General features: G+C 58.4%; 23 protein-coding genes. 5 read left to right on the forward strand and 18 right to left on the reverse strand.

The features are described from left to right. Positions 1-223: 223 nt before the first annotated feature. From bamC to IB213_RS07640, 7 genes are all read right to left on the reverse strand, one after another. The gene (gene bamC, locus IB213_RS07610) at positions 224-1330 is read right to left on the reverse strand and encodes an outer membrane protein assembly factor BamC (RefSeq protein ID WP_287914797.1); all 1107 of its coding nucleotides are present in this window, start codon (positions 1328-1330) and stop codon (positions 224-226) included. Between the two features lie 53 nt (positions 1331-1383). Continuing rightward, on the reverse strand, positions 1384-2280 hold the full coding sequence (gene dapA / locus IB213_RS07615; protein ID WP_191722946.1) for a 4-hydroxy-tetrahydrodipicolinate synthase: 897 nt from the start codon (positions 2278-2280) through the stop codon (positions 1384-1386). 225 nt (positions 2281-2505) lie between these two features. After that, a complete protein-coding gene (locus IB213_RS07620) occupies positions 2506-4686 on the reverse strand; it encodes a hypothetical protein (RefSeq protein WP_192405876.1) in 2181 nt (726 codons plus the stop codon). 74 nt (positions 4687-4760) lie between these two features. Next, positions 4761-5303, reverse strand: coding sequence for a bifunctional 2-polyprenyl-6-hydroxyphenol methylase/3-demethylubiquinol 3-O-methyltransferase UbiG (locus IB213_RS07625; RefSeq protein WP_225561019.1), 543 nt, complete (start codon positions 5301-5303; stop codon positions 4761-4763). Between the two features lie 64 nt (positions 5304-5367). Next, complete coding sequence (locus IB213_RS07630) at positions 5368-6180, reverse strand: SDR family oxidoreductase (RefSeq protein ID WP_192405878.1); 813 nt, start codon at positions 6178-6180, stop codon at positions 5368-5370. Positions 6181-6220: 40 nt separating this feature from the next. Further along, on the reverse strand, positions 6221-6379 hold the full coding sequence (locus tag IB213_RS07635) for a hypothetical protein (RefSeq protein WP_192405879.1): 159 nt from the start codon (positions 6377-6379) through the stop codon (positions 6221-6223). An 11-nt stretch (positions 6380-6390) separates the two neighbouring features. Further along, complete coding sequence (locus IB213_RS07640) at positions 6391-7587, reverse strand: MFS transporter (RefSeq protein ID WP_192406086.1); 1197 nt, start codon at positions 7585-7587, stop codon at positions 6391-6393. Between the two features lie 210 nt (positions 7588-7797). Between IB213_RS07640 and IB213_RS07645 the strand changes: the two genes are divergently transcribed. The 3 genes from IB213_RS07645 to parC all read left to right on the forward strand — a co-directional run bounded on the left by IB213_RS07645 (position 7798) and on the right by parC (position 13242). Next, positions 7798-9777: a DNA topoisomerase IV subunit B gene (locus IB213_RS07645; RefSeq protein ID WP_191722941.1), complete on the forward strand. Its 1980-nt coding sequence runs from the start codon at positions 7798-7800 to the stop codon at positions 9775-9777. Between the two features lie 127 nt (positions 9778-9904). Next, positions 9905-10777, forward strand: a complete 873-nt coding sequence (locus tag IB213_RS07650) for a lytic transglycosylase domain-containing protein (RefSeq protein ID WP_192405880.1) — start codon at positions 9905-9907, stop codon at positions 10775-10777. 80 nt (positions 10778-10857) lie between these two features. Beyond that, positions 10858-13242, forward strand: a complete 2385-nt coding sequence (gene parC / locus IB213_RS07655) for a DNA topoisomerase IV subunit A (RefSeq protein ID WP_192405881.1) — start codon at positions 10858-10860, stop codon at positions 13240-13242. 977 nt (positions 13243-14219) lie between these two features. Here parC and IB213_RS07660 read toward each other — a convergent pair. Further along, on the reverse strand, positions 14220-15185 hold the full coding sequence (locus IB213_RS07660) for an ornithine cyclodeaminase family protein (protein ID WP_192405882.1): 966 nt from the start codon (positions 15183-15185) through the stop codon (positions 14220-14222). 262 nt (positions 15186-15447) lie between these two features. On the opposite strand from IB213_RS07660, the gene IB213_RS07665 reads away from it, so the two are divergent. Beyond that, positions 15448-15828: a RidA family protein gene (locus IB213_RS07665; protein ID WP_191722937.1), complete on the forward strand. Its 381-nt coding sequence runs from the start codon at positions 15448-15450 to the stop codon at positions 15826-15828. Positions 15829-15854: 26 nt separating this feature from the next. On the opposite strand, the gene IB213_RS07670 is transcribed toward IB213_RS07665, so the two are convergent. The 4 genes from IB213_RS07670 to IB213_RS07685 all read right to left on the reverse strand — a co-directional run bounded on the left by IB213_RS07670 (position 15855) and on the right by IB213_RS07685 (position 20302). Next, the gene (locus IB213_RS07670; protein WP_192405883.1) at positions 15855-16763 is read right to left on the reverse strand and encodes a hypothetical protein; all 909 of its coding nucleotides are present in this window, start codon (positions 16761-16763) and stop codon (positions 15855-15857) included. A 460-nt stretch (positions 16764-17223) separates the two neighbouring features. Then, a complete protein-coding gene (locus IB213_RS07675) occupies positions 17224-17976 on the reverse strand; it encodes an SDR family NAD(P)-dependent oxidoreductase (protein WP_191722935.1) in 753 nt (250 codons plus the stop codon). A 210-nt stretch (positions 17977-18186) separates the two neighbouring features. Next, complete coding sequence (locus IB213_RS07680; RefSeq protein ID WP_192405884.1) at positions 18187-19374, reverse strand: GGDEF domain-containing protein; 1188 nt, start codon at positions 19372-19374, stop codon at positions 18187-18189. 286 nt (positions 19375-19660) lie between these two features. Continuing rightward, positions 19661-20302 (reverse strand): OmpA family protein, encoded by a 642-nt coding sequence (locus tag IB213_RS07685; RefSeq protein WP_370551189.1) that lies wholly within the window; start codon positions 20300-20302, stop codon positions 19661-19663. 201 nt (positions 20303-20503) lie between these two features. Between IB213_RS07685 and IB213_RS07690 the strand changes: the two genes are divergently transcribed. Further along, positions 20504-21241: a hypothetical protein gene (locus tag IB213_RS07690; protein ID WP_192405885.1), complete on the forward strand. Its 738-nt coding sequence runs from the start codon at positions 20504-20506 to the stop codon at positions 21239-21241. 34 nt (positions 21242-21275) lie between these two features. Here the strand turns inward: IB213_RS07690 and IB213_RS07695 are convergent, their stop codons facing one another. The 6 genes from IB213_RS07695 to IB213_RS07720 all read right to left on the reverse strand — a co-directional run bounded on the left by IB213_RS07695 (position 21276) and on the right by IB213_RS07720 (position 25815). Further along, a complete protein-coding gene (locus IB213_RS07695) occupies positions 21276-21908 on the reverse strand; it encodes a hemolysin III family protein (RefSeq protein WP_191722932.1) in 633 nt (210 codons plus the stop codon). Positions 21909-22125: 217 nt separating this feature from the next. Further along, positions 22126-22479: a hypothetical protein gene (locus IB213_RS07700; RefSeq protein ID WP_192405886.1), complete on the reverse strand. Its 354-nt coding sequence runs from the start codon at positions 22477-22479 to the stop codon at positions 22126-22128. Between the two features lie 143 nt (positions 22480-22622). Then, positions 22623-23009: a nuclear transport factor 2 family protein gene (locus IB213_RS07705; protein ID WP_191722930.1), complete on the reverse strand. Its 387-nt coding sequence runs from the start codon at positions 23007-23009 to the stop codon at positions 22623-22625. 200 nt (positions 23010-23209) lie between these two features. After that, positions 23210-23665 carry an azurin gene (gene azu / locus IB213_RS07710; RefSeq protein WP_191722929.1) on the reverse strand — a complete coding sequence of 152 codons (456 nt, stop codon included), beginning with the start codon at positions 23663-23665 and terminating at the stop codon, positions 23210-23212. 327 nt (positions 23666-23992) lie between these two features. After that, the gene (locus tag IB213_RS07715) at positions 23993-24613 is read right to left on the reverse strand and encodes a plasmid pRiA4b ORF-3 family protein (protein ID WP_192405887.1); all 621 of its coding nucleotides are present in this window, start codon (positions 24611-24613) and stop codon (positions 23993-23995) included. A 230-nt stretch (positions 24614-24843) separates the two neighbouring features. After that, positions 24844-25815: a tripartite tricarboxylate transporter substrate binding protein gene (locus IB213_RS07720; protein ID WP_192405888.1), complete on the reverse strand. Its 972-nt coding sequence runs from the start codon at positions 25813-25815 to the stop codon at positions 24844-24846. Between the last annotated feature and the right edge of the window lie 174 nt (positions 25816-25989).

A 25989-nucleotide genomic window follows, 5' to 3' on the forward strand; every position in this document is an offset into this window, starting at 1 on the left:
GCAGCAACCTCTGCCCAGCGCAGGGGTTGAAAATGCTTAAAACCCGCTGTGTGCATGCACAGCGGGTTTTTCTTTGCCTGATCCTTAAGGGGCCATGACCTTTGAGCTTTGAGCTTTGAGCTTTGAGCTTTGGCGCTTAAGGCTGTGCATCCTTGTGCAGCACAAAAAAAAACCGCTCCACCTTGCGGCGAGCGGTTTTTTTGTAGCTTGACGCTGAGGTGAATTACTTCAAGTCGTCAGCAATCACGCGCACGATGCGTTGGGCTGCCTGTTTTTCTGGCTGTCCCTTGTCATCCAGCACGGTGACCTGGGTTTTGTTGCCTTCACTGCGTACTGCAATCTGGTACTGACCAGGCTTGTTCTCAGGCTTGCTGCTGAACCAGCCGCTGAACCAGCCCTTCTTGGTCTCCATGTTGGCATTGGGCGCTACGTAGCGCACAAAGTACACGCCCTTGGAGCGGTCGCGGTCTTCAACGGTAAAGCCGGTGCGGTCCAGCGCCACACCCACGCGGCGCCATGCACGGTCAAAAGGCTCATCCAGCTGCACAGCAGGCTGACCGTTGACAGTAGTGATTTGTGCCGAAGCTGCTGCGGAAGATGCAGCAGTGGTCTTGTCGGCTGCGACCAGAGCACGTGACTGCTCTTCAGTCGTGCCCAGCTTGATCATCAGACGGCGCAGGAATTCAGTTTCCAGCTCAGGGTCTGCAGCGCGGGGTTGCCAGATGGTGGAGTCTTTGTTGCTGTTGCTGTAGACCTCTTCCATGCCGCGGTGCGTGATGTAGATCTCGGTCTTGCCATCGGTACGTCGCTCCAGACGGGTGCGGAAACGATCGCGCTCGCTGGTGGAGTACAGCGAGTCAAACACCTTGCCCAGTGTGGAACGGATGATGTCCTGCGGCAGCTTGGCGCGGTTTTCGGCCCAGTCGGTTTCGATGATGCCCAGATCGGCTTTTTCTTGCGACAGGTTAAAGCCGTGGTCCAGCCAGAACTCGCGGGTGGGCTCCCACAGCTGGTCTGCCGGGCGGTCTACCACCAGCCAGCGCTTGTCGCCGTCACGCATGATTTGCACGTCACCGACTTGCAAAGGCGCTGCGCGTTCAATGGTGGGCACTTGTGCCTGGCCCGCCTGCAGTGCAACGGCCGACACAGAACGGTCAGGCGCAGCGCTGTAGCGGGTGTCTTTGGTCAGCTGCGTCAGATCTGGAGGTACTTCCAGCGTGCTGGCCTTCTTGGCGCTCTTGTAGTCGATCTTGCTTTCTTCAATGACAGAGCAAGCAGACAGTGCAACAGCCAAGCCGATCAGGCTCAAACGGGTGGTGTATTGGGTCACTTTCACGCGGAATTTCCTCGGATGGTGCAAAAAACGGAAAAAACAGTTCTGGATTAAATCAAGCCAGCATTGCGCAGCGCGGTTTCTACCACAGGCTGATTGCTGGCAGACAACGCTGTCATGGGCAAGCGCAAAGTGCCGCCACAGTGGCCCATGCGCGAGACTGCCCATTTCACGGGAATTGGATTGGCTTCTACAAACAGTTGTTTGTGCAGGGGCATCAGCTGGAACTGGATTTGCATGGCGCGCTGGACGTTGCCAGCCAGCGCAGCAGCGCACAGCTCGCTCATCAAGCGGGGTGCCACGTTGGCGGTGACGGACACGTTGCCGTGGCCACCACACAGCATCAGCGCAACGGCGGTGGGGTCATCACCAGAGTACACGCCAAAACCCTGGGGCACATCGCGGATCAGCCACTGAGCACGTTCGATGTTGCCGGTGGCTTCCTTGATACCAAAGATGCTGTCGATCTGGGCCAGACGCAGGACGGTGTCGTGCTGCATATCAGCAACGGAGCGTCCGGGAACGTTGTAGAGCATCATGGGCAGGTCGCCCACGGCTTCGGCAATGGTCTTGAAGTGCTGGTACTGGCCTTCTTGCGTGGGCTTGTTGTAGTAGGGCACCACCTGCAGCTGGCTGTCGGCACCTACGCTCTTGGCAAACTTGGCCAGTTCGATCGCCTCGTGGGTGCTATTGGCACCACAGCCGGCCATCACTGGCACGCGGCCTGCGGCCTGTTCCACAGACACACGAATAATCTCGCAGTGCTCTTGCACGTTCACGGTGGGGGATTCGCCCGTGGTGCCCACTACGCCGATGCAGTTCGTGCCTTCGGCGATGTGCCAGTCGATCAGTTTGCGCAGGCTGGGGTAGTCGACGCTACCGTCCTCATACATGGGGGTGACTAGGGCAACGATGCTGCCCTTCAGGGCGACTGTAGGTGTGGTCATGACCGCGAGAGAAATCGGGAAAAGGACATTCTAACGACTGCGCCTGCGTGCGCCGCATGCGTTTTGTGCAGGGAGACCCTAAAGCAGGCACACATTTGACGGTATACGGGTCAGATGCTTGTAAAAAAAGAGCTACTAGCGCTTGATTTATATGTCATTGGGGTAGTTAAGACTTTGAAAGTTCCAGACCATGGGCGCTAGCTGCTCTTTTTTTAGTGATGAAGGTCAGTCTTCGGTCCATGGCTCGCTGGTGGTTTCTACCCAGGCATGCCGCGCCGCTTGCCCCAGCATCGTGATCAATTCAGGCGCATCTTGGCTGCGCACGACGCCATAGCGCCAGGCGTCGTCGCTGCAGGGCAAGTGCAGCAATGCCAGGCCCTGGGGCGCCAGATGCTGGGCCAGGCTGGCAAAGCCATCGCTGATGGCATCGCCTTGAAGGTCTTTATCCCAGTGCCAGTCGTGCGCGCCTGACAGCCAGGTGCTGCTGCGCAGGGCGTCGGTGTCTTTCCAGTCGATATGCGCAAACTGCGCGGCAATCGCCTGCAGGTGCAACCAGTGCAAGGTGTAAAAGTTGTCGCCATCAGGCAACTCGATGTCTTGCTCGCCCGGTGCCGCAGCCTCTTCGTCTTCTGATTCCCCGCTGAGAACTTGAGCATCTGGGTGCGCCACGCAGTCGCGCCAGTCTTGCAGCAGTTGTGCGCTGGCAGTGGGCTGGCCCAGACACACGATGGTCGCCATGCGCTGCATCCAGTCGGCGTCTTGTGCCTTGATCAGCGCTGCACGTGTGATGGTTTCGGTGGTTGCGGGCAAAGGTGCTTGCCTGAGGCGCTGGATCACGCCTTGCAATGCGTCGTCATAGTCTTGCCATGTTTCACCCGTGGGCGTGAAGCTGAAGTCTTTGATGGAAAACATGCCCATTTGTGCCCCGGGGCGTTCACCCATGAACGCCATCAGCGCATTTTTTTGCAGCTTGCGGTGCAGGTGCGAGCACCAGATGTCGGGGCTGCTCAGCAGCTTGCCCTGGGTGTTGTAGATGTGGGGCTGGCCCTGGTGCGTAAAGGCCAGCAGCTTGCTGCCAGGCAAAACTTTGGGGGGCGAATCGTTAAAGCCGCGTTCAATCCGCTCGTAAGTGCAGGCCATGATTTCTTTGCCGCAGAGGTGCACCACACCTTCACCAAAGCGGCTGTTTGTCTGGTCTTTGTCATCGGAGGGTGCGATGCGGCGCCAGGCCACGGCCAAGCCAGTCTTAAGGTTGAACTCCCCGATGTGCGCATACGTGCTGTCAAAAAGCGGCTGGCCCTGTGGATTGAGGACCTGCATGGTGGTGTTGCCATCGGCTGCTTGGCAGCTGATGCGCATCACACCATCGTTGTCAGCGCTGTAACTGGCGTCGGTAACGGCTGTGTGCAGCGGCACCAAGCCGGGCAGGCTGTAAAGATCGTAGGCGTCAGGCGCTTGTGGTGACTTGCATTGCATCACGTGCGGGGTGAGGGCCATGGCGTTCAGATAGCCCGCAGTAGGTGGTAGTACCCACAAGCCATTGAAATCTTTCAGACCCGATACAGCCCCTGCACCCGGCACACTTTCGGGCTGCCATACGCTGATGTAGCCGTGGGACGGAAACACCAGATGCGCACCGTCATCCGGGTGCTGTAGCCAGCGACCATAGGGCGTGACCATGCCCACGGGCAAACTCATGCGCTCATCTTCGCTGTGGGGCGGCAGTCCCGTGCTGGGGTGGCGCTTGGGCACGACGCAATAGGTCTGCGTCTGCTCATCCCAGGCACCAAAGTGGCTCAGCGTGTAATGCTCGACCAGCCAAGCGGGCCAGTCTTGTTCATCGTCTTGCTCAATCGCTGCGGTGCGGGCAATGACTGCAGGGCTCCACCAGCCCAGTTGTGCGTGCGGGTCTTGCTTCAAAATTTGAAGTGCTTGTGGCAAAACAGGTGTGTGTCCATCCCATTGCCGGCACACATCGCGCTGAGCATGCAGAAAGTGGGCGAACTCTGGTTCGTCAAAATCATGCGGGCACAGCATGGCGCTATCGAGCAGCAGCCATTGGCGCTGGCTGGTGGTGATGGTGCTGTCCATGGCTTGCCACTGCGCGCACATCGATGCCGACCAGTGGCTGGGCAGCGGCTCCATGCAGGCCTTGAGCCATTGCCAGCGCGCCTTGACCTGTGCCATGGGCGCCACCAGTGCAGACAGCGCATCTTTATCTTCGTAGGCACTGCAGGGCACCTGTTTTGGCAACTGTTGGGCGTCGCCCATGAGTACGCTAAACAGCAGGGGCGTGGTGTCGAACCATTCGGCCCAGCCATCGCAAACGCCACCGGGCTCGACAGGCCAATGGGTGGTGGAACTGGGGAATTCATCGTGGGCAAGCAGCAGGGCGTAAGCAGGCATGAAATTGCAGAAAAACTAAAAGGCGGTAGTGCCCTGCGCGCAGCGGCGACGGCTTGAGGTAGGGGCGTCAGTCTTCAGGCCGTAAGCGGCACGGGTGCGCTGTGCGCAGCACCGGGCTTGATGGCCACGATGCGCTGCACCACACGGTCAGGCTGGCTGCGCAGGCCATGCTCGTAGGCCACTACCTGCCAGCCATTGCAGACCTGCAGCAATTCACCGGGCGCGAGCAAGAAGTCAGGGCGCGACGGTTTGCCGAAAGCGGCATTGCCCTGCGCAAAGGTTTCGTAGATCAGTACGCCGCCATCGCGCACGCTGCCCAGAATCTGGGGCCACAAGGGGCGCCACAGATAGTGGGTGACAACCACCGCATCAAATTGCTGCTCGGGCAAGGGCCATGGGGCATTTTCTATATCGGCGTGCAGGGCGCGTACGCTGGCGGGCAAGTGCGCCAAGGCCTGTGCATCACGATCAACCCCTGTCAGCTGATGGCCCAGTTCAGCCAGAAACGCCGCGTGGCGGCCCCTGCCACAGGCCACATCGAGCACCTGCGAAGCAGGGGGAATGACGTGACTAAAGCGTTGAATCCATTCGGAAGGTGCAGCGGCCGTGGCAACCATACTGAGGGGCAAAGGAGAAGGACAAAACATATGCAGCCCACTATATGCGCTGCAGTGCAGGGTTTTAATGCGGGCGACTGTCTTGTTTTACGGCTGCCAGGGCCATGTTTTCTACCCAGCCCGGCGCTATCAGTTTGATCCACCGGCCCAGCTTGCCTTTGGTGGTCATCACCACTTCACGCTGGCGGGCGTGCATGGCGCGGATGATCAGATGCGCGCACTCTGACACAGGCATGGCGTTGTCTTCTTTGAGGCCGCTCACACCTGCGGCCTGTCCTTGGGCGTTGTAGCCGTGGTAACGGATGCGCGTGTCCACCACGCCTGGGTAGGCCAGCGTGACGCTCACGCCGCTGGGTTTGAGCTCGGCCCTCAGGGCTTCAAAAAATCCCACCATGGCAAATTTGCTGGCACTGTAGGCAGTACGCCCCGGCACACCCACCAGCCCTGCCAGTGAAGACACCGCCACGATGCGCCCGCGCGAAGCCTGCAAATGCGGCAACGCAGCATGCGTGCACCACACACTGCCCCACAGGTTCACGCGCATCAGCTGTTCGTACCATTGCAAATGCTCTGCGCTCACATCAGCCAGCATGGCGTGGGCAGAGATGCCTGCGTTGTTGATCAGACAGTCAATCCCGCCAAAGGCCTGCACCGTTTGTGCAATCAACGCGCGGCACTGCGCTTGGTCTGCTACGTCGGTGCGTACCACCAGTACCTGGGCTTTGGCGGCCCGGCACTCTAATGCGACGGCTTGCAGCTTGGCAGCGTCGCGGGCCGCCAGTACCAGTTGCAATTGTTCATGGTGGGTGTGCGCCAGCTGGCGTGCCATTTCAGCGCCAATGCCGTCCGAAGCGCCTGTGATGATGATGCGAGGCAAAGCAGTCTCCCGGCCATGCCGCCGGGAGTGTTTCCTCAGCTTAGAAGCAGGCCCAAACCTGATCTGCCAGTGTGAGCATGAATTCTGGGCGTGTGTACAGGGCAAACACCGCCAGCAAGATCGCTAGAACCCCCGCCCAGATCAGCGCCCGCAGCCACAAAGGCAGTGCAGGCGGGGTGGGTGTGGTGTGGGTGTGCATGGTGGTCAATATTACGCTGTTGCCGTCGGCTGGCGCACCAAAGCGGCTTCACGCACCGGCAGATTGACCAGCGCAGCAAAGATGCCCAAGGCAATCGACAGATACCACACCATGTCGTAATTGCCGTTCATGTCATACAGATAGCCACCCAGCCATACGCCCATGAAGCTGCCAATCTGGTGGCTGAAAAATACAAAGCCCCCCAGCATGGACAGATGCTGCACGCCAAAGATTTGTGCAATCGTGGCATTGGTCAGCGGCACGGTGGACAGCCACAGAAAGCCCATGGCAGCAGTGAAGATGTATACCGACCATTCGGTCAGCGGCATCAGCAAGAAAAGCACGGTGATTACCGAGCGCATGCCGTAAATGCCCGACAGCACATAGCGCTTGTGCATGGGGTATTTTTGCCCCAGATTGCCTGCCAGATAGGTGCCAAAAATGTTGAACAGTCCTACCAGCGCCAGACCAATGCTGGCCACGTGGGGAGCCATGCCAAAGTCTTTGAGGTAGCTGGGCATGTGTACGCCAATGAACATCACCTGAAAGCCGCAGACAAAGTAGCCCGCCAGCAGCAGCACAAAGCTGGGGTTGGTCCATGCCTCTTTCAGGGCATGTCCAATGGTCTGTTCGCGCTTGGGTGCAGCGCCCCCCGTGAAGCCCGGTTCGCGCAGGCCAAACGCAAGCACGCAAATAATGAGTGCCATGGCAGCCAGAATCAGCAGCGCATTGCTCCAGCCAAACTGCGCAATCAGCGTGCCTTCCATTGGCACCATGAAAAACTGACCAAATGATCCGGCTGCAGCCGTAACCCCCATGGCCCAGCTGCGCCGTGCTGCAGGAATTTGCCGCCCCAGCACGCCATAAATCACCGCATACGTCGTGCCTGCCTGTGCTGCGCCAATAACCACGCCGGTCGTCAGTGCAAACATCAGGGTGCTGGGCGACAGGGCCATGCCAATCAGCCCCAGTGCATACAGGACGGAGCCGCAAATGAGCACCTTGAAGGCACCAATCCGATCGGCAATCATGCCCACGAAGATGCCAAAAATGCCCCACGACAGGTTCTGAATCGCAATGGCCAGCGAAAAACTCTCTCGCGTCCAGCCCATGTCCTGGGTGATGGGCAGCAACCACAGCCCAAAACCATGGCGTATGCCCATGGCCAGTGTGACGACCATGCCCCCGCACAGCAGCACTTGCAGCATGGGCAATTGCTGGGTGGATGATTGTTGTGTGTTGTTTTGCATGCCAAACAATGTAGCGAAATGCGTCGGTAAAAGCTGCAACATGTGCGATATGGATTGCATATTCCAGCCTTCGGATGGCACGATGCCGCCTTCGCTACACGGAGTCTAGTCTTGGTTACTGTGAATTTATCCAGCACTGAGCTGTGGCCGGAATTACAATCCGCCCCCATGGCAGCTAAACCCTCTACTCCTGCATCCGCTTATTCGGAAGGCTCAATCCGCGTGCTCAAGGGCCTGGAGCCCGTCAAGCAGCGTCCCGGCATGTACACCCGTACCGACAACCCCTTGCACATCCTGCAAGAGGTGATTGACAACGCCGCCGACGAGGCTTTGGCCGGATTCGGCAAAAAAATCAAACTCACCTTGCACACCGACGGCTCCGTCAGTGTGGAAGACGATGGCCGTGGCATTCCTTTTGGCCTGCATCCTGAAGAGGGTGCCCCTGTGGTCGAACTGGTCTTTACCCGCCTGCATGCGGGTGGCAAGTTCGACAAGGGCAACGGAGGGGCATACAGCTTTTCTGGTGGCTTGCATGGCGTGGGGGTCTCGGTGACCAATGCGCTGTCCACGCGGCTGGAAGTGACCGTGTTTCGCGATGGGAAAGTCGCCAGTCTGACTTTCTCGGGCGGCGATGTGATCGAGCCTTTGAGCGTACGCCCCATGGCCAGTGGTGACCGCAAGCAGGGCACCACCGTTCGCGCTTGGCCAGATGCCAAATACTTTGACAGCCCCCACTTGCCCATGGGCGAGCTGGTGCACCTGCTGCGCTCCAAAGCCGTGCTCATGCCCGGTGTCAGCGTGACACTGACCAACGAAAAGAACAAAGACGTTCAGCAGTGGCAGTACAAGGGCGGTCTTAAAGACTACCTTTCGCAAACGCTGGTGGCTGACCCCGTCATTCCGCTGCTTGAAGGCGAAGGCTTTGCTGACAAGCACAGCGATACGTTCAGCGAAGGTGAGGGTGCCGCTTGGTGCCTGGCCTTTACGGAGCTGGGTGCCCCCGTGCGCGAGAGCTACGTCAACCTGATTCCCACCACGGCGGGTGGTACGCACGAAAGCGGCCTGCGCGATGGCTTGTTTCAGGCCGTCAAAGGCTTTATCGAGCTGCATGCGCTGCTGCCCAAGGGCGTCAAGCTCATGCCGGACGACGTATTTGCGCGTGCCAGCTTTGTCTTGAGCGCCAAGGTGCTTGATCCGCAGTTTCAGGGCCAGGTCAAAGAAAAGCTCAACAGCCGTGATGCCGTGCGCCTGGTTTCGGGTTTTGTGAAGCCCGCCATGGAGCTGTGGCTCAACGCCAATGTGGAACATGGCAAGAAGCTGGCCGAACTGGCCATCAAGGCTGCGCAAATTCGCCAGAAGGCTGGTCAGAAGATTGAAAAGCGCAAAGGCTCTGGCGTGGCCGTGCTGCCCGGCAAGCTGACCGACTGCGAAAGCCGTGATCTGGCCGACAACGAAGTGTTTCTGGTGGAGGGTGACTCTGCCGGTGGCTCCGCCAAAATGGGGCGCAACAAAGCGACGCAGGCCGTGCTGCCTTTGCGCGGCAAGGTGCTCAACACCTGGGAGGTGGATCGCGACCGCCTGTTTGCCAACAACGAAATTCATGACATTTCAGTGGCCATCGGCGTGGACCCCCACGGCCCGAATGACACGCCAGATCTGTCTGGCCTGCGTTACGGCAAGATTTGCATCTTGAGTGATGCCGATGTGGACGGCTCGCACATTCAGGTGCTGCTGCTGACCTTGTTCTTCAAGCATTTCCCCAAGCTGATCGAAGCGGGCCACGTTCACATTGCGCTGCCTCCCTTGTTCCGGGTGGATGTGCCTGCGCGTGGCAAAAAACCAGCGACCAAGGTGTATGCGCTGGATGATGGCGAGCTGCACGCCATTCTCGACAAGGCCGCCAAAGAAGGCGTTCCGCGCGAGAAATGTCAGATCAGCCGCTTTAAGGGTCTGGGCGAGATGAACGCTGAGCAATTGTGGGAAACCACGCTCAACCCCGACACCCGGCGTCTGCTGCCGGTGCAGGTTCAAAGTCTGAACGCTGAGGCATCGGCCCACATCTTTGGCCAGCTTATGGGTAAAGGAGAAGCGGCTGCCCGCCGAGAGTTGATGGAGCTGCACGGTGATGCGGTCGAGGTGGATATTTAACGTCTGCCATGTGCATGCGCACTCGTCTGACGGCATCTTCAGCACAGGGGCGCGATGGGCGACATCCCCACGCGGTTTTAACGCATGGGGCTTGGAGACATCGCCAGCCCCGTGTTAAATGTGAGTGATGACTAACACGATTCAGTCTCCTATAGCCAAGCGCAATGGCCCCCAGTCTGCGTCAGCGTGCCTGCACAGCAACTGGTTGCGCGCCGTGAGTGCAGCTGTGGGGTTGTTCAGCGTGTCACTGGCCCATGCTGATACCTGGTTTTTCGTCGAGGACAACGGTGTTTTGCACTACGCCAATGAACGCGTGGACGAGCGCTATCACCGCTTTTCAATGAATGACCTGGAGCCCGGCGATGGCCCCCTGTTTGTCGATATACGCGCTGCAGCCTACCGGCTAGCAGAAGCCTCCGAAAAAGATCGTAGCGCCGCCACCCGGTACTTTGCCAATAGCAGTGGCTACAAACTCCACGCCAAGCACATCCGTGCGGCGGCCTCGAAATTGGGTGTTGATGAGCAACTGCTCAAGGCCATTGCCACGGCAGAGTCGGGCTTTAACGCCACGGCGGTATCGCCCAAGGGTGCGATTGGCCTGATGCAGGTGATTCCAGATACGGCAGCCCGCTTTGGGGTGGAGGGCGACAAGCAGCGCTCCATCGTGCAAAAGCTCAAGGACCCGGCCATCAACGTGCCTGTCAGTGCACGTTATGTGCGCTACCTGCAGGGTCTATTTCCGGGGCGTACCGACCTGGTTGTGGCCGCCTACAACGCGGGTGAAGGCGCGGTGCAGCGCTATGGCAACAAAATTCCGCCTTACAAAGAAACCCAGAACTACGTCAAAACGGTGATGACCTTGTACGCTAGCCTGCAACCCAATTTGATTGCCAACAACGGTATGGGCCTGTATGGGGGCAGTGCACAACTGACACGCAGCCCTACGGACAGCAACCGTTTTCGCATGACCATTCCGGCCGCTGATGATGTGAACAACTGACATCGCCTGCCGCGCAACAATCCAGCAGGGCGTACGCGTTGGAGGAGACGCCCGCCACTGCTGTCAAAAACTAAGAAACCATGAGCGATCAACCCGAAGTCGAAGTACCTGCCCAGCAGCCCGCAGCCCCTTTGTTGGATTTAGCCACCCAGGCGTCAGGGGACGCCCTGGAGCTGGGCCAGTACGCCCAGCGTGCCTATCTGGAATACGCACTGAGCGTGGTCAAGGGCCGCGCCCTGCCCGATGTGGCCGACGGCATGAAACCCGTGCAGCGCCGCATTCTGTACGCCATGGACCGCATGGGCCTGAGCTTTAGCGGCCCCAACAACAACACCGCCCCCAAACCCGTCAAATCAGCCCGTGTGGTGGGTGATGTGCTGGGTCGTTTTCACCCCCACGGTGACCAGTCAGCCTACGATGCGCTGGTGCGCATGGCGCAAGATTTTTCGCAGCGCTACCCGCTGGTGGATGGGCAAGGCAACTTCGGTAGCCGCGACGGCGACGGCGCAGCCGCCATGCGTTACACCGAAGCGCGGCTGTCCAAAATCACCACGCTGCTGCTCGATGAGATTGACGAAGGCACGGTCAACTTTGTGCCCAATTACGACGGCAGCACGCAAGAGCCACAGCAGTTGCCCGCCCGATTGCCGTTTTCGCTGCTCAACGGCGCCAGCGGCATTGCCGTGGGTCTGGCCACCGAAATCCCCAGCCACAACCTGCGCGAAGTGGCCGATGCCTGCGTGGCGCTGGTCAAAAAACCCACGCTGAGCGATGACGAGCTGTACACCCTGATCACCGGCCCCGACTACCCCGGCGGCGGCCAAATCATCAGCAGCGCGCAAGACATTCGCAACGCCTACACCACGGGCCGCGGCAGCCTGAAGGTGCGCGCCCGCTGGAGCATTGAAGAGCTGGCGCGCGGCCAGTGGCAAATGGTGGTCAACGAGCTGCCGCCCGGTGTGTCGTCGCAAAAAATTCTGGAAGAGATCGAAGAACTCTCCAACCCCAAGGTCAAGACCGGCAAGAAAGCGCTTACGCAGGACCAGCAGCAGCTCAAGGCCACCATCCTCTCGGTGCTGGACGGCGTGCGCGACGAGTCCAGCAAAGACGCCGCCGTGCGCCTGGTGATAGAGCCCAAGACCGGCAAAACGCCACAGCAAGACCTGATCACCGCCTTGCTGGCCCACACCAGCCTGGAGACCAGCGCCAGCATCAACCTGACCATGATCGGTCTGGACGGCAAACCCGTGCAAAAGTCGCTGCGCCGCATGCTGGAAGAGTGGATTGATTTCCGCCAGAGCACCATCACCCGCCGCTCGCAGCACCGTCTGGAGAAGGTGCAGGCCCGCATCCACATTCTGGAAGGCCGCCAGATCGTTCTGCTCAATATCGACGAGGTGATTGCCATCATCCGGGGCAGCGACGAGCCCAAGGTCGCGCTGATTGAGCGCTTTGACCTTTCAGACCGGCAGGCCGAAGACATTTTGGAAATCCGCCTGCGCCAACTGGCGCGGCTGGAAGCCATCAAGATCGAGAAAGAACTCAAAGAGCTGCGCGAAGAAGAAGGCAAGCTGCAAGACATTCTGGCCAACCCCAAGAGCCTGCAGCGCCTGATGGTCAAAGAGATTGAAGCCGACGCCAAGACCTTTGCCGACGAGCGCCGCACGCTCATCCAGGAAGAAAAGAAAGTCACCGCCGAGATCAAGGTGCCGGACGAACCCGTCACCGTCATCGTCTCTGACAAGGGCTGGGTGCGCACCCACAAGGGCCACGGCCATGAGGCGGGCAGCTTCAGCTTCAAGGCCGGTGACGCGCTGTGGGGCACGTTCGAGTGCCGCACGGTCGATCAGCTCATCGTCTTTGGCAACAACGGCCGTGTGTACAGCGTGGCCGTGGCCAGCCTGCCCGGTGGCCGTGGTGATGGTCAGCCCATCAACACCCTGATTGATCTGGAGCCCGGCACCACCATTGCCAGCTACTTTGCTGGCCCCCTGACCGCGCAACTGCTGATGAGTGGCAGCGGCGGCTACGGCTTTATTGCCAAGCTGGAATCCATGTGCGCCCGCAACAAGGCGGGCAAGGCTTTTGTCACCATCCAAGACGGCGAAACCCTGTGCGCACCATCGGTGATTGGTGGCACCAACGGCAGCGTGGATCTGCCTGAAGCTACGCACGTGGCGTGCGTGAGCACCAGTGGCAATGTTTTGAGCTATGCCTTGTCAGAGCTCAAGCTCATGTCCGGTGGGCGTGGCCTGCAACTGATGAAGATTGACGAGGGCGATGCGCTGGCAGGCGCTGCGGCCTATACCCGCTCGGTACGCATCACGGGTGTGGGGCGCGGTGGCAAGGTCAAGGAAGAATGGCTGGAGATTCGGTCTTTGAATGCTGCTTTGGGTAAACGGGCGTCCAAGGGGAAGACGACGGGGTGGACGTTTAAGCCCAATGGTGTGTTCCGCGTGGAGTGATGCTTTGAGGGTTTGATAGCTTTTGGCGCTTGCTGGGTAAGCGCTAGAGGCTGAAAAGGCTGTTAACTCTTTAGTTGGAGTTAGCAGCCTTTTTAATTTGTGCTTCATGTTTTTGATCTTTGTGGTGTTGTTTGCATAGGCCGGTGCGACAAGCCGACCTATGCCTTCAAAGTCAGCGCAGTTTGAAAATAAATAGCTAACAACGCTTTCCGCATAAGCGCTTTGAGCCCAAAACCCTATGAATAATTCAAGGCAGTAAACACGGCAGTGCCACCTACTTACCTGCATCAAGAGGCCTAATGCTGGCAATGCATGCCAGCCGAAGGACTGGTGTGCCCGTGGCTGTTCAGAAAAAGAAGTCCCCCAAACTTCCAGCGGCTGTCTGAGCGCAGCGCTGCCAGCGCGTAGCGAGTTCCGCCGGACAGCCCTCGGCAGAGTCGTATCTTTGGTGACTTTCTGGACGAAGCCAGAAAGTTACTCACCCGTCGGTGCGACAAACCGACCTCTGCCCTTAAAACCAGTGCAGCCTAAAAAATGAATAGCTACTAACGCAAACTCCATAAGAGCTGCCAGCCGAAAACACTATGAATCATTCAAAGACGTAAACACGGCAGTGCCACCTACTTCCCCGCATCAAGAGGCGCAATGCTGGCAATGCACGCCAGCCGAAGGACTGGCGTGCCCGTGGATGTTGAGCAAAGGAAGTCCCTCAAACTTCCGGCGGCTGTCTGAGCGCAGCGCTGCCAGCGCGTAGCGAGTTCCGCCGGAAGCCGTCGGCAGACGCGCTTCTTTGGTCACTTTCTTGTCGCGAACAAGAAAGCGACTCGCCCGTCGGTGCGACAAACCGACCCCTGCCCTCAAAGCCAGTGCAGCATAAAAAATAAATAGCTACCAACGGGCACCCCATAAGCGCTAATAGCCAAAACCCATATAAACAGAAAACATAAGCACTTGTATGGCGCAGCTCTGCCATCCAGTTACCCCTGCCCATTCACAGCAGCCGCCCCTTCCCATGCACCATATGCCAGCGACGCAGCAGCCAAATCCTCCAGCGCGCTGCCTACTGATTTGAAAAGCGTAATTTCCTGCGCGCTGCGGCGGCCTGCGTGCTGGCCACGGCACAGTTGCTCCAGCGTGGCAGTCAGTTGCTCTTTGGCCCATGCGCCTTCGTCGATGGCGCCTAGCAGGTCGCCCGCTTTGAGCAGGGCTTCAGTGGTGTCTACAAACACGCTGGCTTTGCGCAGACAGTCGCCGTCGCTCTCGCGCATGGCGGGGGTGAAGCTGCCGATCAAGTCCAGGTGCGTGCCGGGCTGCAGCCATTCACCGCGAATGAGTGGGGCAGTGGCCAGCGTGGCGCAACTGACGATGTCGGCACGGCGCACGGCGGCTTCCAGGTCAGGAGCGTGCTTTGCGGCAATACCTTGGGCGTTCAGGCGTTCAACCAGGGCCTGGGCGCTTTCGGGGTTGCGGTTCCAGACCTCCACCGTTTGCAGCTCGCGCACGCAGCGGTAGGCGTGAGGCAGCAGACTTGCGACGCGGCCGGTGCCCACCACCAGCAGCTTTTTGGCATCAGGGCGGCTGAGCCAGCGGGCAGCCAGCGCTGACGCGGCAGCAGTGCGGCGCGAGGTGATGGTGTCACCATCCAGCACGGCAAGGGGCTGGCCCGTGCTGGCGTCGTACAAGATGTAGACCGAGTGCAGTCCGGGCAAGCCCTTGCGGTGGTTGCCGGGGAAGATCGAGACGGTTTTGACGCCCAGATGCTGGCCGGTTTGCCAGGCTGGCATCAGCAGCATGATGCCGTTGTCATCGTCCGTGTTGCCGGGGATGGCGTGGTTGTGGCGCAGCGGTACCTGGCAACCGTCAATGAACATGCGCTCCAAGGCGGGCAAAAGGGTGGAGAAGGGAAGGTGTTGTTCGGTGCTGGGCTGGGAGATGATCTGCATGCAGGCTCTGAGGGGGCAAGTCAAATGGGAGATGGATAAATGGTAGGAGCCCGGCTGCACGAGAGGAATGGGCGTTGTCCCTGCGTACTTGGGGCGAAGTGCTGCGCAAGGTCGTTCATCCCTGCATAAAAAGTAGCTGTATGCGCTGACTGCACAAGCGTTACAGGGCAAAAACACTCACAATTAAAAAATGCCAGCCTAAGCGCTTTACGCTTGGACTGTTCGCCAAAAGCTTTCAGCACTTGCTCCGGTGCATTGATTTATGACCATCTCGACCTCTGACTCCATCACCCGTCACCATGTGGGCAAGCGCCTGTCGGAAGTGGCTATCCACAACGGTACGGTTTATCTGGCCGGGCAGATTCCTGAGAACAACCCAGACGGCGACATGCGCACGCAAACGCAGGAGGTGCTGGGCCATGTGGAGCGGCTGCTGAGCGCCGCAGGCAGCAGCAAGGCGCACATCCTGTCGTGCCAGATCTTTATTCGCAGTGCGGCTGACATTGTGGTGATGAACGAGGTGTGGGATGCGTGGGTAGTGCCCGGACACACGCCACCGCGTGCGACGGTGATTGGCCCGGCCATCAACCCCAAGTACCTGATTGAAGTCATCGTGACTGGTGCGCTGATCACCGCGAATTAGATGGGGGTCAACACGGTGTTTGCGGGCTATTTGCTGGTTTTTGCCGCAGTAGTCTCTTCCTGTGTATTGCGCTCCATGAGCTCAAAGATGGCTTGCCATGTCTGAATATAGTGGTGGATGTAGCGCTGCGATGTTGCGTGATCTATGCGCAACGGGATTTGCCATATGTCGAGGATGGCTTTCTGGGTTTCTGCCGACATGGTGATGGTTTCAAAAGCTGCAATCAGCTTTTGCTTGTCGGCTTGCGCCATGTTGCGTGGCACAAACGCACCATGCCAGCCGCGGCCCAGCGGTGGCAGGCCCAGTTCGGTAAAGGTGGGCACAGTTGGCACGTAGCGAATGGTTTCGTTGTGCGATTTGGCCACCACGGCCACATCGTTGCCAATTTTGCGCATGTGTGAGCAGCGCGAAATGGCCAGATCGACGCTTTTCTCCAGCATGGGCGTGAGCATTTCAGCACCCTGAAACGGGCGGGCCTGCACCTGTAATGGCCGCTGATCTGTTGTTTTTCTTTTGTTTTTAGCCCTGCTGGCCAGTGCATGCACCCACATGATGGGGCTGCCGCTGTAAGCCCCTACGCCAATCTGAGCGGGCCGCCCCAGGCTGGACAGCCAGGCGAGCAGATCTTTTTGCTCATGTGCGGGCGAGGTTTTGAGGGCAAACAGGCACCACGGTATCTCCATGAAGATGACCAGTGGCTCAAAGTTAGCCAGATGCCTGGGGTTTTGTGCGGGGTTGCCGGTCAGGCTGCTATTGCCTTCAGAGACCAGCCAGATGGCGCGCTGTGCCAGCTTGGGATCGCTGCCGGGCTTCGGGGGCACCAGCCCTTCGCTAGGGTCATCAAACTGCAATTGCACCGGGGCTTGCAGCTGTTCTTGCAGTTGGCTGCGTAAAGAATCAATGTAGACCTGCGCAAGCGGGAAGGGAGAGGCCACTATTTTCCATGGGACAGCAGTTGGCGGGGTGGCCGCCAAAGCGAAGGGAGCGCTCAGTAGCAACGCGGCAATCCATACACAAAACCATTGGAGAGCATGGTGGCAGGGTGACATGTTGCAAGCCTCTCTGACAGATAACGCATGGAACGACGCGCAAAAACATGCGCGCTGATGGGTAGCGAAACAATCACATGGCGGCCTGTGCCGCAGTGGCTGAGGATGCGGTCAGTATGTCTAGCGCAGCTTCTTGTAGGAAAGAGCCGCTAGATTGGTGATTTAGTGATCAATGGTCTTGCAATTTTGGTTGGGGTGCAGACTTGGCTGTGTGCGAGGTTGGCTGCGTGCGAGGTTGGCTGTGCGTCAAGTGCCCCCACCCCCGCGCTTGCGGGCAAGGCGCAGGGGGATAGACCATGGGTAACACGGCTTTGCGCAGTGGGCTGAGTCACTGCGCAACGGGCATTTACCAGACCGACTGGCGGTGCACGGACAGGCCGGCAAAGCTTTGCTGTACAGGCATGATTTCGATGGCGTTGATGTTCATGTGCTTGGGGCTTTGGGCAATCCACAGCACGGTGGAAGCGATGTCTTCGGGGGTGAGAAATTGCACGCCTTCGTAGACTTTGGCAGCTTTTTCTGCATCGCCAAAACGCACATTGGAAAACTCGGTGCCGCCGCACATGCCCGGCTCAACATTGGTCACACGCACGGCGGTACCACTGAGGTCGGCACGCAGGTTGCGGCTGAACTGCTGCACGAAGGCCTTGGTAGCGCCATAGACGTTGCCGCCCGCATAAGGCCAGTTGCCAGCCACCGACCCCAAATTGATGACATGACCGCGCTTGCGCTCCACCATGCCTGGCAGGAAGGTGCGGCTCATGGTGACCAGACCGGTGCAGTTGGTGTCGATCATGGTTTGCCACTGGTCCAGATCGGCACGCTGTGCTGGCTCCAGACCCAGAGCAAGGCCGGCGTTGTTGATGAGTACGTCCACTTCAGCAAAGGCGGCAGGCAGCTGGGAGGGCAACGCCTGAACTGCTGCGCGATCTGTCACATCCAGCTCCACAGGCAGCAGGCGCTCACCCAGTTCGGCAGCCAGAGCCGCCAGCTTGTCTTTGCGGCGAGCAGTGGCAATGACGTGGTGACCTGCCTGTACAAAACTGCGCGCCATGGCCGCACCGAAACCCGCCGATGCGCCAGTGATTAAAACGATCATGATGTGGTTCTTTCTCTTCAATACCGGGGAAATGGGGCATTGTCTCCAGAGGCTGTGTATTTGGGCAAGTACGCAGGCGTCTTGATGCGCAATTGCTACCACCGTGCTGGGGCAGGGGCTTGTTCAGTGCAGCGCAGTACCTGAGAAAGTTTTCCAGTCCCGCTTGGACCATCCCGGGTGGCTGGAGCCATGGTTTCGGTGCGTGTGGTCTTATGCGTCAACGGACGCCGTGGCTGCGGGCGTAGCACGCGTGGAGTCTTGCTGCCAGACCCGGTTGCGCCCGTTGGTTTTGGCCTGGTACAGGGCCTGATCGGCACACAGCAAGGCGTGATCCAGCGTCTGAGCCTCTGCGGGATAGCACACATGCAGCCCAACACTGATGGTCACGGGCCATGTTTCCTGTGCGTGGTGAGCGGCTACTGCGCTGCGCACCGCATGGCACATCCGGTCAGCCAGCAAGCTGGCGTTCAGCGTGTCGGTGTTGGGGCAGGCAATGACAAATTCTTCTCCTCCATAGCGCCCGACAATGTCGTGGGGGCGTACATGGGTTTGCAGCAAATGGGCGATCTGAGTCAGTACCCTGTCTCCCTCCTGATGGCCGCATGCATCGTTGACGCGCTTGAAATGGTCCACATCAATCATCAGCAGACTGAAAGGGGTCTGGTACAGCTGCGCCTGTCCGCACATTATTTCCAGCGATTGCATCAAGGCTCTGCGGTTGGGCAACTCGGTCAGTACGTCCATATTGGCCATGTACTGCAACCGGTTGTGCTGGCGGCCTGAGCAAAGCAGCAAGAAACCGGTCGATTTCAGGTGCATGGCGATGAACAAAATGGTGAATGAAAGGAGCAGGTGCGTACTGGATGAGGCCGGGTCGCGCAGCGTGAGTGAAGCGTTGGGCAGAAACACCCTTAGCAGCATGGCGCTACAGAACATCAGCACGCCCACGACCAAAACGACGCTGCCTTTGTTCAAAGGCTCGCTGCGGCGGCGTGCCAGCACCAGCAGCCCCCAGATCTCGCTGCAAAGAAACAGCCCGCTGACCAGGCGCACGCGCAGTTCAGGCTGGTTGATGGCTAGCGTAAACAGCAGCAATGCCCAAAGAGGCAGGCACAGCAGCAGCCACCAAGGCGGGCGGATTTGGTAGAAGCGATAGATGGTGGCGAGCCAGCAGCTTTGCCCGCATGCAAACACTGCGTAGGCCGCCATGAACCACTGCGTGGGGTTGGGCGATGCCATGAAGCTGATGCACACATAGGACAGGCCGTAGCACGTCATCGTCATGGCCATGAGCAGGCTGCCCTCGCGCCAGTGGGTGCGGCCGGTCAATATCACGCTGATCGCCGAGGAGCCAGACGACAGGGCAATCATTAAAGCGATGGTCGTGAGGTCGGGCATGTGCCCCTCCGTTCGCTGAAGACGTCGGCAAGACAAGGGTGCTGCGCTGACGTTACGACCGTGGCTGCAAAGCGGCACATTGGGACGCTTGCAAAAAGATAGAAGTCATTACCAAATGTGTCAATTGGCATCGAGTGGTAGAAGTCCTCAACCCTGTGTAGGTGAACACGCAGGCCACTGTCTGCATGGCGGCCCTGACACTGAGGCAGGGCACGACAGAAACGCAGCCAGCGCTTGTGATCCAGGCGTGGATTGCGTTTCTGTTATTGAAGGTGCTGCTTTATTTTTACTGTGCGGCGGCCACAAACACTTCAACGCGACGGTTTTTAGCGCGGCCCCAGGCGCTGTCGTTGGAGGCAACAGGTTCACGTGCGCCACGGCCGTCGGTCTGGATGCGCGGGCCACGCACTTGGCTGAAGATGTAGTCGCGTGTGGCGTTGGCGCGGCTCAGCGACAGGGGGTCATTGATGTGCGCACCACCCGTGCTGTCGGTGTGTCCCACGATGATGACGTGGGTGTTAGGGTTGCGACGCAGACTGGTTACAAAGCTGTCAAGCACGGGGCGAAACTGGCTCTTGATGTAGGCGCTGTTGCTGTCAAACGAAATGTCCGACGGTATGGCCAGCTTGAGCTGGTTGTCGCTGGTACGCGACACTGTCACACCCGTGCCACGGGTTGCAGCTTCTAATTCCTGACGCTGACGCTCCATGCTGGCCGACCAGACATAGGTGCCCACGCCGCCTACTGCTGCACCAATCAAAGCCCCTTTACCGGCTTTTCCCCCTGTGGCTTTGGCAATGCCTGCTCCTGCCAAAGCACCTACGCCCACGCCAAGGGCTGTGTTGCGCTGGGTTTCGGTCATGGTTTCGCAGCCAGTCAAAGCCAGAGCAGCGGTGAGTGTCAAGACGGCCGTAGTTTTGATTTGCAATGTTCTCTCCCTGTAACAAACATGCAAAATGTATAGCGGTTTATGGTCACCCCCGGCAAACAAAGTCTGATTTGCCGACTTACCCCGTGCGCGAGCAGGCACTGAATGTGCTTGCCTTGTGCAGGCCGCTGCTGACAGTTGCTGGCTGGGATGTCAGCCCTGGTGTGATGAAGCTGGTTACAAGAAAGGAAAAGGTGGCCTGTGCCCAATGCCATACATGAACGCGAGGAGTTGCACAAACCACTGATGGTCTGGGCCGATTTGTGGCCACAAGGCATCCAGTTTCCAGCCAAAGGTTGGAGCGAGCAGTTGCAGCCTGGCATCTGCGTGGTGGTCGATGAATCTGGCGAAGAAGCGCAGCAATGGCTGGCGGTGCTGGCCGGGCATGCTGTTGCGGGGCGTGGTCGTGTGCAGTGTGCGGGTCTGTGCAGTCAGGCAGACAGTGCGGCCTACGTGGCGCAGGTGTACTGGCACCATCCACGTGCGGCAATGCACGAGCGTGAAATGTCTGCCCAGCAATGGGTGCAAGAAGTCGCGCAGCGTTGGCCCACCTGGAGCGAGGCCGCCTGGAGCCGCCATTGCCAGGGCTTTGGCCTGCAAGAGCATTTGTCCAAACCCCTGTGGCATTTGTCTACCGGGTGCCTGCGCAAGCTGGGCATCGCTGCTGCCTTGGCCAGCGGTGCACGCCTGACGCTCATTGAAGAGCCCGTTGCGGCCTTGGATCGCAGCAGCATTCGCTATCTTTGTCAGGCCCTGGATGCTCTGGGTGAAGAGCTGGCCAGTGCGCCGCAAATACTGCGCTGGATCATGGTTGCGCACTGGGAGCCTCTGGCGGGCGTGACATGGGATGAAGTGCTGGCTCCACCGCCATTGACTAACACCACAGATGCGCCTGAAGAGAGTCCCCAGACCTTGCCTGTTCAGCAAGACCTGCTGTGAGCGCAGGGCTGGTGGGACGTCGGGGAAGCCTTCATCAAACCACAGCGCTGGGCAAGACGTAGCGCATGATGGTGACGTAATGCAGCAAGCTGCCTGCAATCACAAACAGATGCCAGATGCCGTGAAAATGGCGCACACGGCCATCCAGCACAAAGAACACGATACCTACGCTATAGAGCAGGCCGCCTGCAGCCAGCCAGATAAAGCCAGCAGTGCCCAGTGCCTCAAGCAGCGGCCCTGTAGCCACCACCACCACCCAGCCCATCACCGCATAAATGATGAGCGAAAGCACACGTGCCTCATTGCGGGGCTTGATCTCTTGCAGCATGCCCACTAGGGCCAGGCCCCAGACGACACCAAACAAGCTCCAGCCCCATGCACCGCGCAGGCTGATCAGGCAAAACGGCGTGTAACTGCCTGCAATCATCAGATAGATGCTCAGGTGGTCGAACTTTTGCAGGATGCGTTTGGCCGGGCCGCGCACGCTGTGATAGAGGGTTGAGGTGGCATACAGCAACACCATGGCCACGCCATAGATGCTGACGCTGGTGATGGCCTGTGCGTCGGCGCGCAGGCTGGTGACCACGATCAGCCATGTCGCGCCCGTCAGCGCAAACAGGGCGCCAACCAGATGCGTCCAGGCGTTAAAGCGTTCACCGTAGTACATGGCTCCCATATTGGGCGATCTACACCCGCTTGCAAGCCAGAACAAAGCAAGCAAACGTGTCAGAGCGCAGCGAATGAGCGTGCAGCAACAAGGGGCAGACATTAAAAAGCCCGCATGTCTGCGGGCTGTGCTGTGGTGTGAAGTGCTGGTGCGTGGTTTAAAAAATATAGCTTTTAACGATTTCTGGTGTGCGCTAGAGCGTTAGCCTTATGAATTTTTACAACGCAATGGCAAGCCAGTCGCTTTCTACGCACACGCCGTTGTCCAGACTGGCGCGGACAACAAAGCCTTCATCCATGGCAATCAACTGCGCACTTTCTACGTGAAAGCCTTGCGTGGATTGTTCACTTTGGAACGAGAAATAACCGCGCAAAGGCAGCTCGGCAGCGCATTCCATATCGATGCCTGCGTGCTGCTCATTGAGCCATTGGCGTGCCGATTGCAAGGTGGCCGCAACCTGCAGGCACTCGGCTGGCACATCGATATGGGCGGTGCGTGTGATCTCGTCACCACTCAGAGCATGGAATTCGCCGATGGTGAAAAACGAGGTTGCAATGCTTTGCTGAGTCATGGTCTGGAGCGTTTTTGAGTGCTATGAAAAAGAGGGCATTGTGCGCTGTGCTGAAAAGACTTTAAGCAGACATGGCCAGTAATTTTTACTCCCAAACAAGCAAGCCCAGCATGGCTGGGCTTGGGGGTATCAAAAGAGGCCGCTTATTGCGGTTGTGCGTGAAATGCTTTGTTTGCTATCTTCCAGCCCTGTTCTGTTTTGAGCAGCACAAAATAGTCTGTGAAGGTGACGCTGCCATGGACCAGCGTAACTTTTGCCATGGCCGAGGTGCCGGTGATGTCCAGCCAGTCAATGCTGCGGCGGCGCGTGGACTCGTCGGGTGCGGGTGTATTGGTAAAACGCAGGCAGTAAAAGTCCAGATCCCAGGACGTCAGAGGACCTTCGCGCACGCTTTCCAGGCGGGCAGTGGGCAGGAAGGCAGCGCGCATGTGCTCTGCGTTGTCTTCTGCATGGCCGCGCATGTACATCTCCAGAGGCTGGCGAACGGCGCCTTCTTCGGGGTGTGGGGTCTGGTGTGCTGTGTGGTCCATGCGCTGGCTCCTCGGTGTGTTGTTGGGTGATCGCTGCCGCATGCTAGCGGTGAGCTGTCGAGAGATTGCATGTGCGCAGGTCACAGGTGTTTATCGAACACAGAAGTCTTGGAGCCAGGCAGGCAACAAAAAAGCCCCGGGGCGCAATGCCCGGGGCTTTTTGAAGAGATGCCGGCGCATGCACCGGCGGTCAGCGTGGATTAAGCGCCCAGCTTCAGCGCACCCTTCATGATGAAGGAGTGACCAGGGAAAGAGCAAAAGTAGGTGTAGTCAGTGCCAGCCTTGAGCTTGGCCACATCTATCACAACCTGGGTCGATTCACCACCACCAATGACCTTGGTGTGTGCGATGACGCGGGTGTCGCCAGCCTTGACATAGTCAGCAGCTGCGCCTGCCTTCATGCCATCTGCAGCAGCTGCGGTGGCGTCAGCTGCGGTGGTCAGTACCAGGTTGTGGCCCATCGAGGACTTGGGCATCTTGCCCACGTGCTTGAGGGTAACGGTGTAGTTCTTGCAGGACTTGGGCACTTCAATGTTCTTCACACTGAATTGCATTTGGTCATTACCTTCAACGGTAATAGCGCAGTCAGCAGCCATAGCTGGAGCAGCAATGCCACCAGCAGCCAGCAGGGCGAGCGTCATCAGAGTTTTTTTCATAGCGCAAATCCTTACGAAACAAATCGTTGTGAAGAGAGAGTTGCTCGGCAGTCACGAACCTTAGAACGGGTCTAACTGTCCAGTTGGCCGATATTGTGATCCTGAACTTTCAGACTTTTGTGAAATTCAAACTTTCTCCGAGCTAACGGAGAGCATTTTGTATTCAGGCATGACGCGGATCAATAAAACATGTGCAATTGCGCTGGATAACCGTTTGAAATGATTGAAAAAAGAGCAGATGGCGCTTTGTTTTTGGCACCTTTGAAGTCATTGACCTTCGAAAGCCTTTAACCGCCTGCGCTAGCTGCTCTTTATTTTGAAAAGTCTCTATAGAAATGCGGTTTCTGGCTTAACTGCTGCCGATGTGCTTGGCCGCAGTAACTGCAAGGCGTGAATGCGGGCTTGTGCTGCTGGCAGATCAAAAAGCTTGGCATCGAAATCAGTTGGATGCAGGCGCAATGCTGCATGGTGGCCCGGGTGCTGTTTGTCTTGAATAGCCTGCACAAAATCTGTAAATGCGGACATGCCGCCGCTCCAGTTTTCTGGTGGACATGCGTTGCGCCCGCCCAGGCAAATGGGCAGGCTGTGCAAGGCTTCAGGGCTGCCAATGGGGGTGCAGGCCTCCAGTTTGATGCGCAGTTGCCAGCCTGCGTTCAAGTCATACAGGTAGCGCACTGCCAGGGCCTGGCCTTGCAGCAGCTGGCTCAGGGTGTAGCGGCGTGCATCCATGGTGGGGTCTTCGGGCAAGTCGGCATTGGGCTGGCCGTAGCGCTGTCCCGCAATTTCAAAAGCGTAGCCGTGGCGGTTTTGCCAGCCCATGGCTGCCTGAATGGTGCGATGCAATTGGGCAAGGCTGGTGCTGTCTGCCACGACTAGGCGGCGCCAGATGGCGGGCTTGCTTTCGCTCAACTGGATGTGAAGCTGGTAGCTGCAGCGGATTTTGGGCATGGTGGTCTCCTCCCGGGGTCAATCACAAACCTGCGTCAAGCGCAGTTATCTCAATGCATGGCCACTTGTTTGTAGCGCAGCTGTTCTTTGCACGTAGCGGCTGCGGGTAAGTACTGACTGTCTGTGTGCAGGGGATTGGCGGGCAGCCTGAAAGCGACGGCGATTTGTGCTTGCACATGAAAAAGGCACCCGAAGGTGCCTTTTAAAACAGCATGCGGCATGCCGTGATATCAATCAACGCTGGCGCCTGAGGCCTTGACCACAGGGCCGTATTTGTTGCGTTCTGCAGCCATGAATGCCTGGAACTCTTTGGGCGTAGTGGGCACGGGTTCGGCCATCAAAGAGGCAAAACGTTTTTGCGTTTCGGGGTCCTTGAGGGCGTCAGTGAATGCCTTGTTGAGTTTTTCCAGTACATCGGCAGGTGTGCCCGCTGGTGCGACCAGGCCCCACCATGTATCAATGGCAAAGCCCTTGATGTTCTTGGACAGTGGAGGCACGCCGGGCAGCAGCTTGCTTTCGTCGGGCGTGGTGACGGCCAGAGCCTTGAGCTTGCCCGATTGAATGTTGCTGGATGCAGCAGCCAGGTTGTCGATGTTGAAATCAACCTCACCGGCCAGCAGCGCCAGCTGGGCTGGGCTTGCACCGCGGTAAGGGATATGTACGGCTGTAAAGCCCAGACCCTGCTGCAGCATTTCACCAGCCAGATGACCCGCACTGCCATTGCCGCCGCTGCCATAGCTGAGCTTGCCGGGGTGGGCCTTGCCGTAGGCAACCAGGTCTGCGACCGAGTTGATGTTCAGCTCTTTGGCCTTTTGCGTATTGAGCACCAGCACGTTGGGGACGCGCACCATCTGTGTGATGGACGCAAAGTCCTTATCAGCATCGAAAGGCAGCTTCTTGTACAGCCATGGATTGACGGCGTGGGTGGCTACAGCGGCCAGTCCGATGGTCTTGCCATCTGGAGCCGCCTTGGCAATGGCATCTACTCCAATGTTGCCGCCCGCTCCGGGCTTGTTCTCCACAATCACGGTGCCCAGGCTATCGCGCACGCGCTCAGCCAGTATGCGGGATGTGACATCCAGCGGGCCGCCAGGTGCATAAGGCACGATCAGGCGGATGGGCTGCTCAGCAGCTTGAGCCAAGGGAGATGCCAGTGCCACGGCACAGACAACGGAGGACAGCAAGATGTTTCGACGGTTCATGGCAAGTATTGTGCAAGATTCGTCTGGATGGACTTGGGTATGCGCTGAGTTCGAGGTATTTGCAGCGTGATTCGCTTTTTTCGTTGAAGAATGCGGCGTGTCTGTTGCGAGTGCGCATTTTTTGTGCGTGGTACACCCAAGAGATTTTTTTGTCCAGTACAGGGCTTTGTAAGC

Source organism: Comamonas sp. CMM02 (assembly GCF_014851485.1).
GTDB classification, from domain to species: Bacteria; Pseudomonadota; Gammaproteobacteria; order Burkholderiales; family Burkholderiaceae_C; genus Comamonas; species Comamonas avium.

Bases quoted from the DNA above. Each gene is read 5' to 3' on its own strand.
- dapA (WP_191722946.1), bottom strand. From the start codon at position 2,280: ATGACCACACCTACAGTCGCCCTGAAGGGCAGCATCGTTGCCCTAGTC.
- IB213_RS07620 (WP_192405876.1), bottom strand. From the start codon at position 4,686: ATGCCTGCTTACGCCCTGCTGCTTGCCCACGATGAATTCCCCAGTTCC.
- IB213_RS07625 (WP_225561019.1), bottom strand. From the start codon at position 5,303: ATGGTTGCCACGGCCGCTGCACCTTCCGAATGGATTCAACGCTTTAGT.
- IB213_RS07635 (WP_192405879.1), bottom strand. From the start codon at position 6,379: ATGCACACCCACACCACACCCACCCCGCCTGCACTGCCTTTGTGGCTG.
- IB213_RS07640 (WP_192406086.1), bottom strand. From the start codon at position 7,587: ATGCTGCAAGTGCTGCTGTGCGGGGGCATGGTCGTCACACTGGCCATG.
- IB213_RS07645 (WP_191722941.1), top strand. From the start codon at position 7,798: ATGGCAGCTAAACCCTCTACTCCTGCATCCGCTTATTCGGAAGGCTCA.
- IB213_RS07650 (WP_192405880.1), top strand. From the start codon at position 9,905: ATGACTAACACGATTCAGTCTCCTATAGCCAAGCGCAATGGCCCCCAG.
- parC (WP_192405881.1), top strand. From the start codon at position 10,858: ATGAGCGATCAACCCGAAGTCGAAGTACCTGCCCAGCAGCCCGCAGCC.
- IB213_RS07660 (WP_192405882.1), bottom strand. From the start codon at position 15,185: ATGCAGATCATCTCCCAGCCCAGCACCGAACAACACCTTCCCTTCTCC.
- IB213_RS07665 (WP_191722937.1), top strand. From the start codon at position 15,448: ATGACCATCTCGACCTCTGACTCCATCACCCGTCACCATGTGGGCAAG.
- IB213_RS07675 (WP_191722935.1), bottom strand. From the start codon at position 17,976: ATGATCGTTTTAATCACTGGCGCATCGGCGGGTTTCGGTGCGGCCATG.
- IB213_RS07680 (WP_192405884.1), bottom strand. From the start codon at position 19,374: ATGCCCGACCTCACGACCATCGCTTTAATGATTGCCCTGTCGTCTGGC.
- IB213_RS07695 (WP_191722932.1), bottom strand. From the start codon at position 21,908: ATGTACTACGGTGAACGCTTTAACGCCTGGACGCATCTGGTTGGCGCC.
- IB213_RS07700 (WP_192405886.1), bottom strand. From the start codon at position 22,479: ATGACTCAGCAAAGCATTGCAACCTCGTTTTTCACCATCGGCGAATTC.
- IB213_RS07705 (WP_191722930.1), bottom strand. From the start codon at position 23,009: ATGGACCACACAGCACACCAGACCCCACACCCCGAAGAAGGCGCCGTT.
- azu (WP_191722929.1), bottom strand. From the start codon at position 23,665: ATGAAAAAAACTCTGATGACGCTCGCCCTGCTGGCTGCTGGTGGCATT.
- IB213_RS07715 (WP_192405887.1), bottom strand. From the start codon at position 24,613: ATGCCCAAAATCCGCTGCAGCTACCAGCTTCACATCCAGTTGAGCGAA.
- IB213_RS07720 (WP_192405888.1), bottom strand. From the start codon at position 25,815: ATGAACCGTCGAAACATCTTGCTGTCCTCCGTTGTCTGTGCCGTGGCA.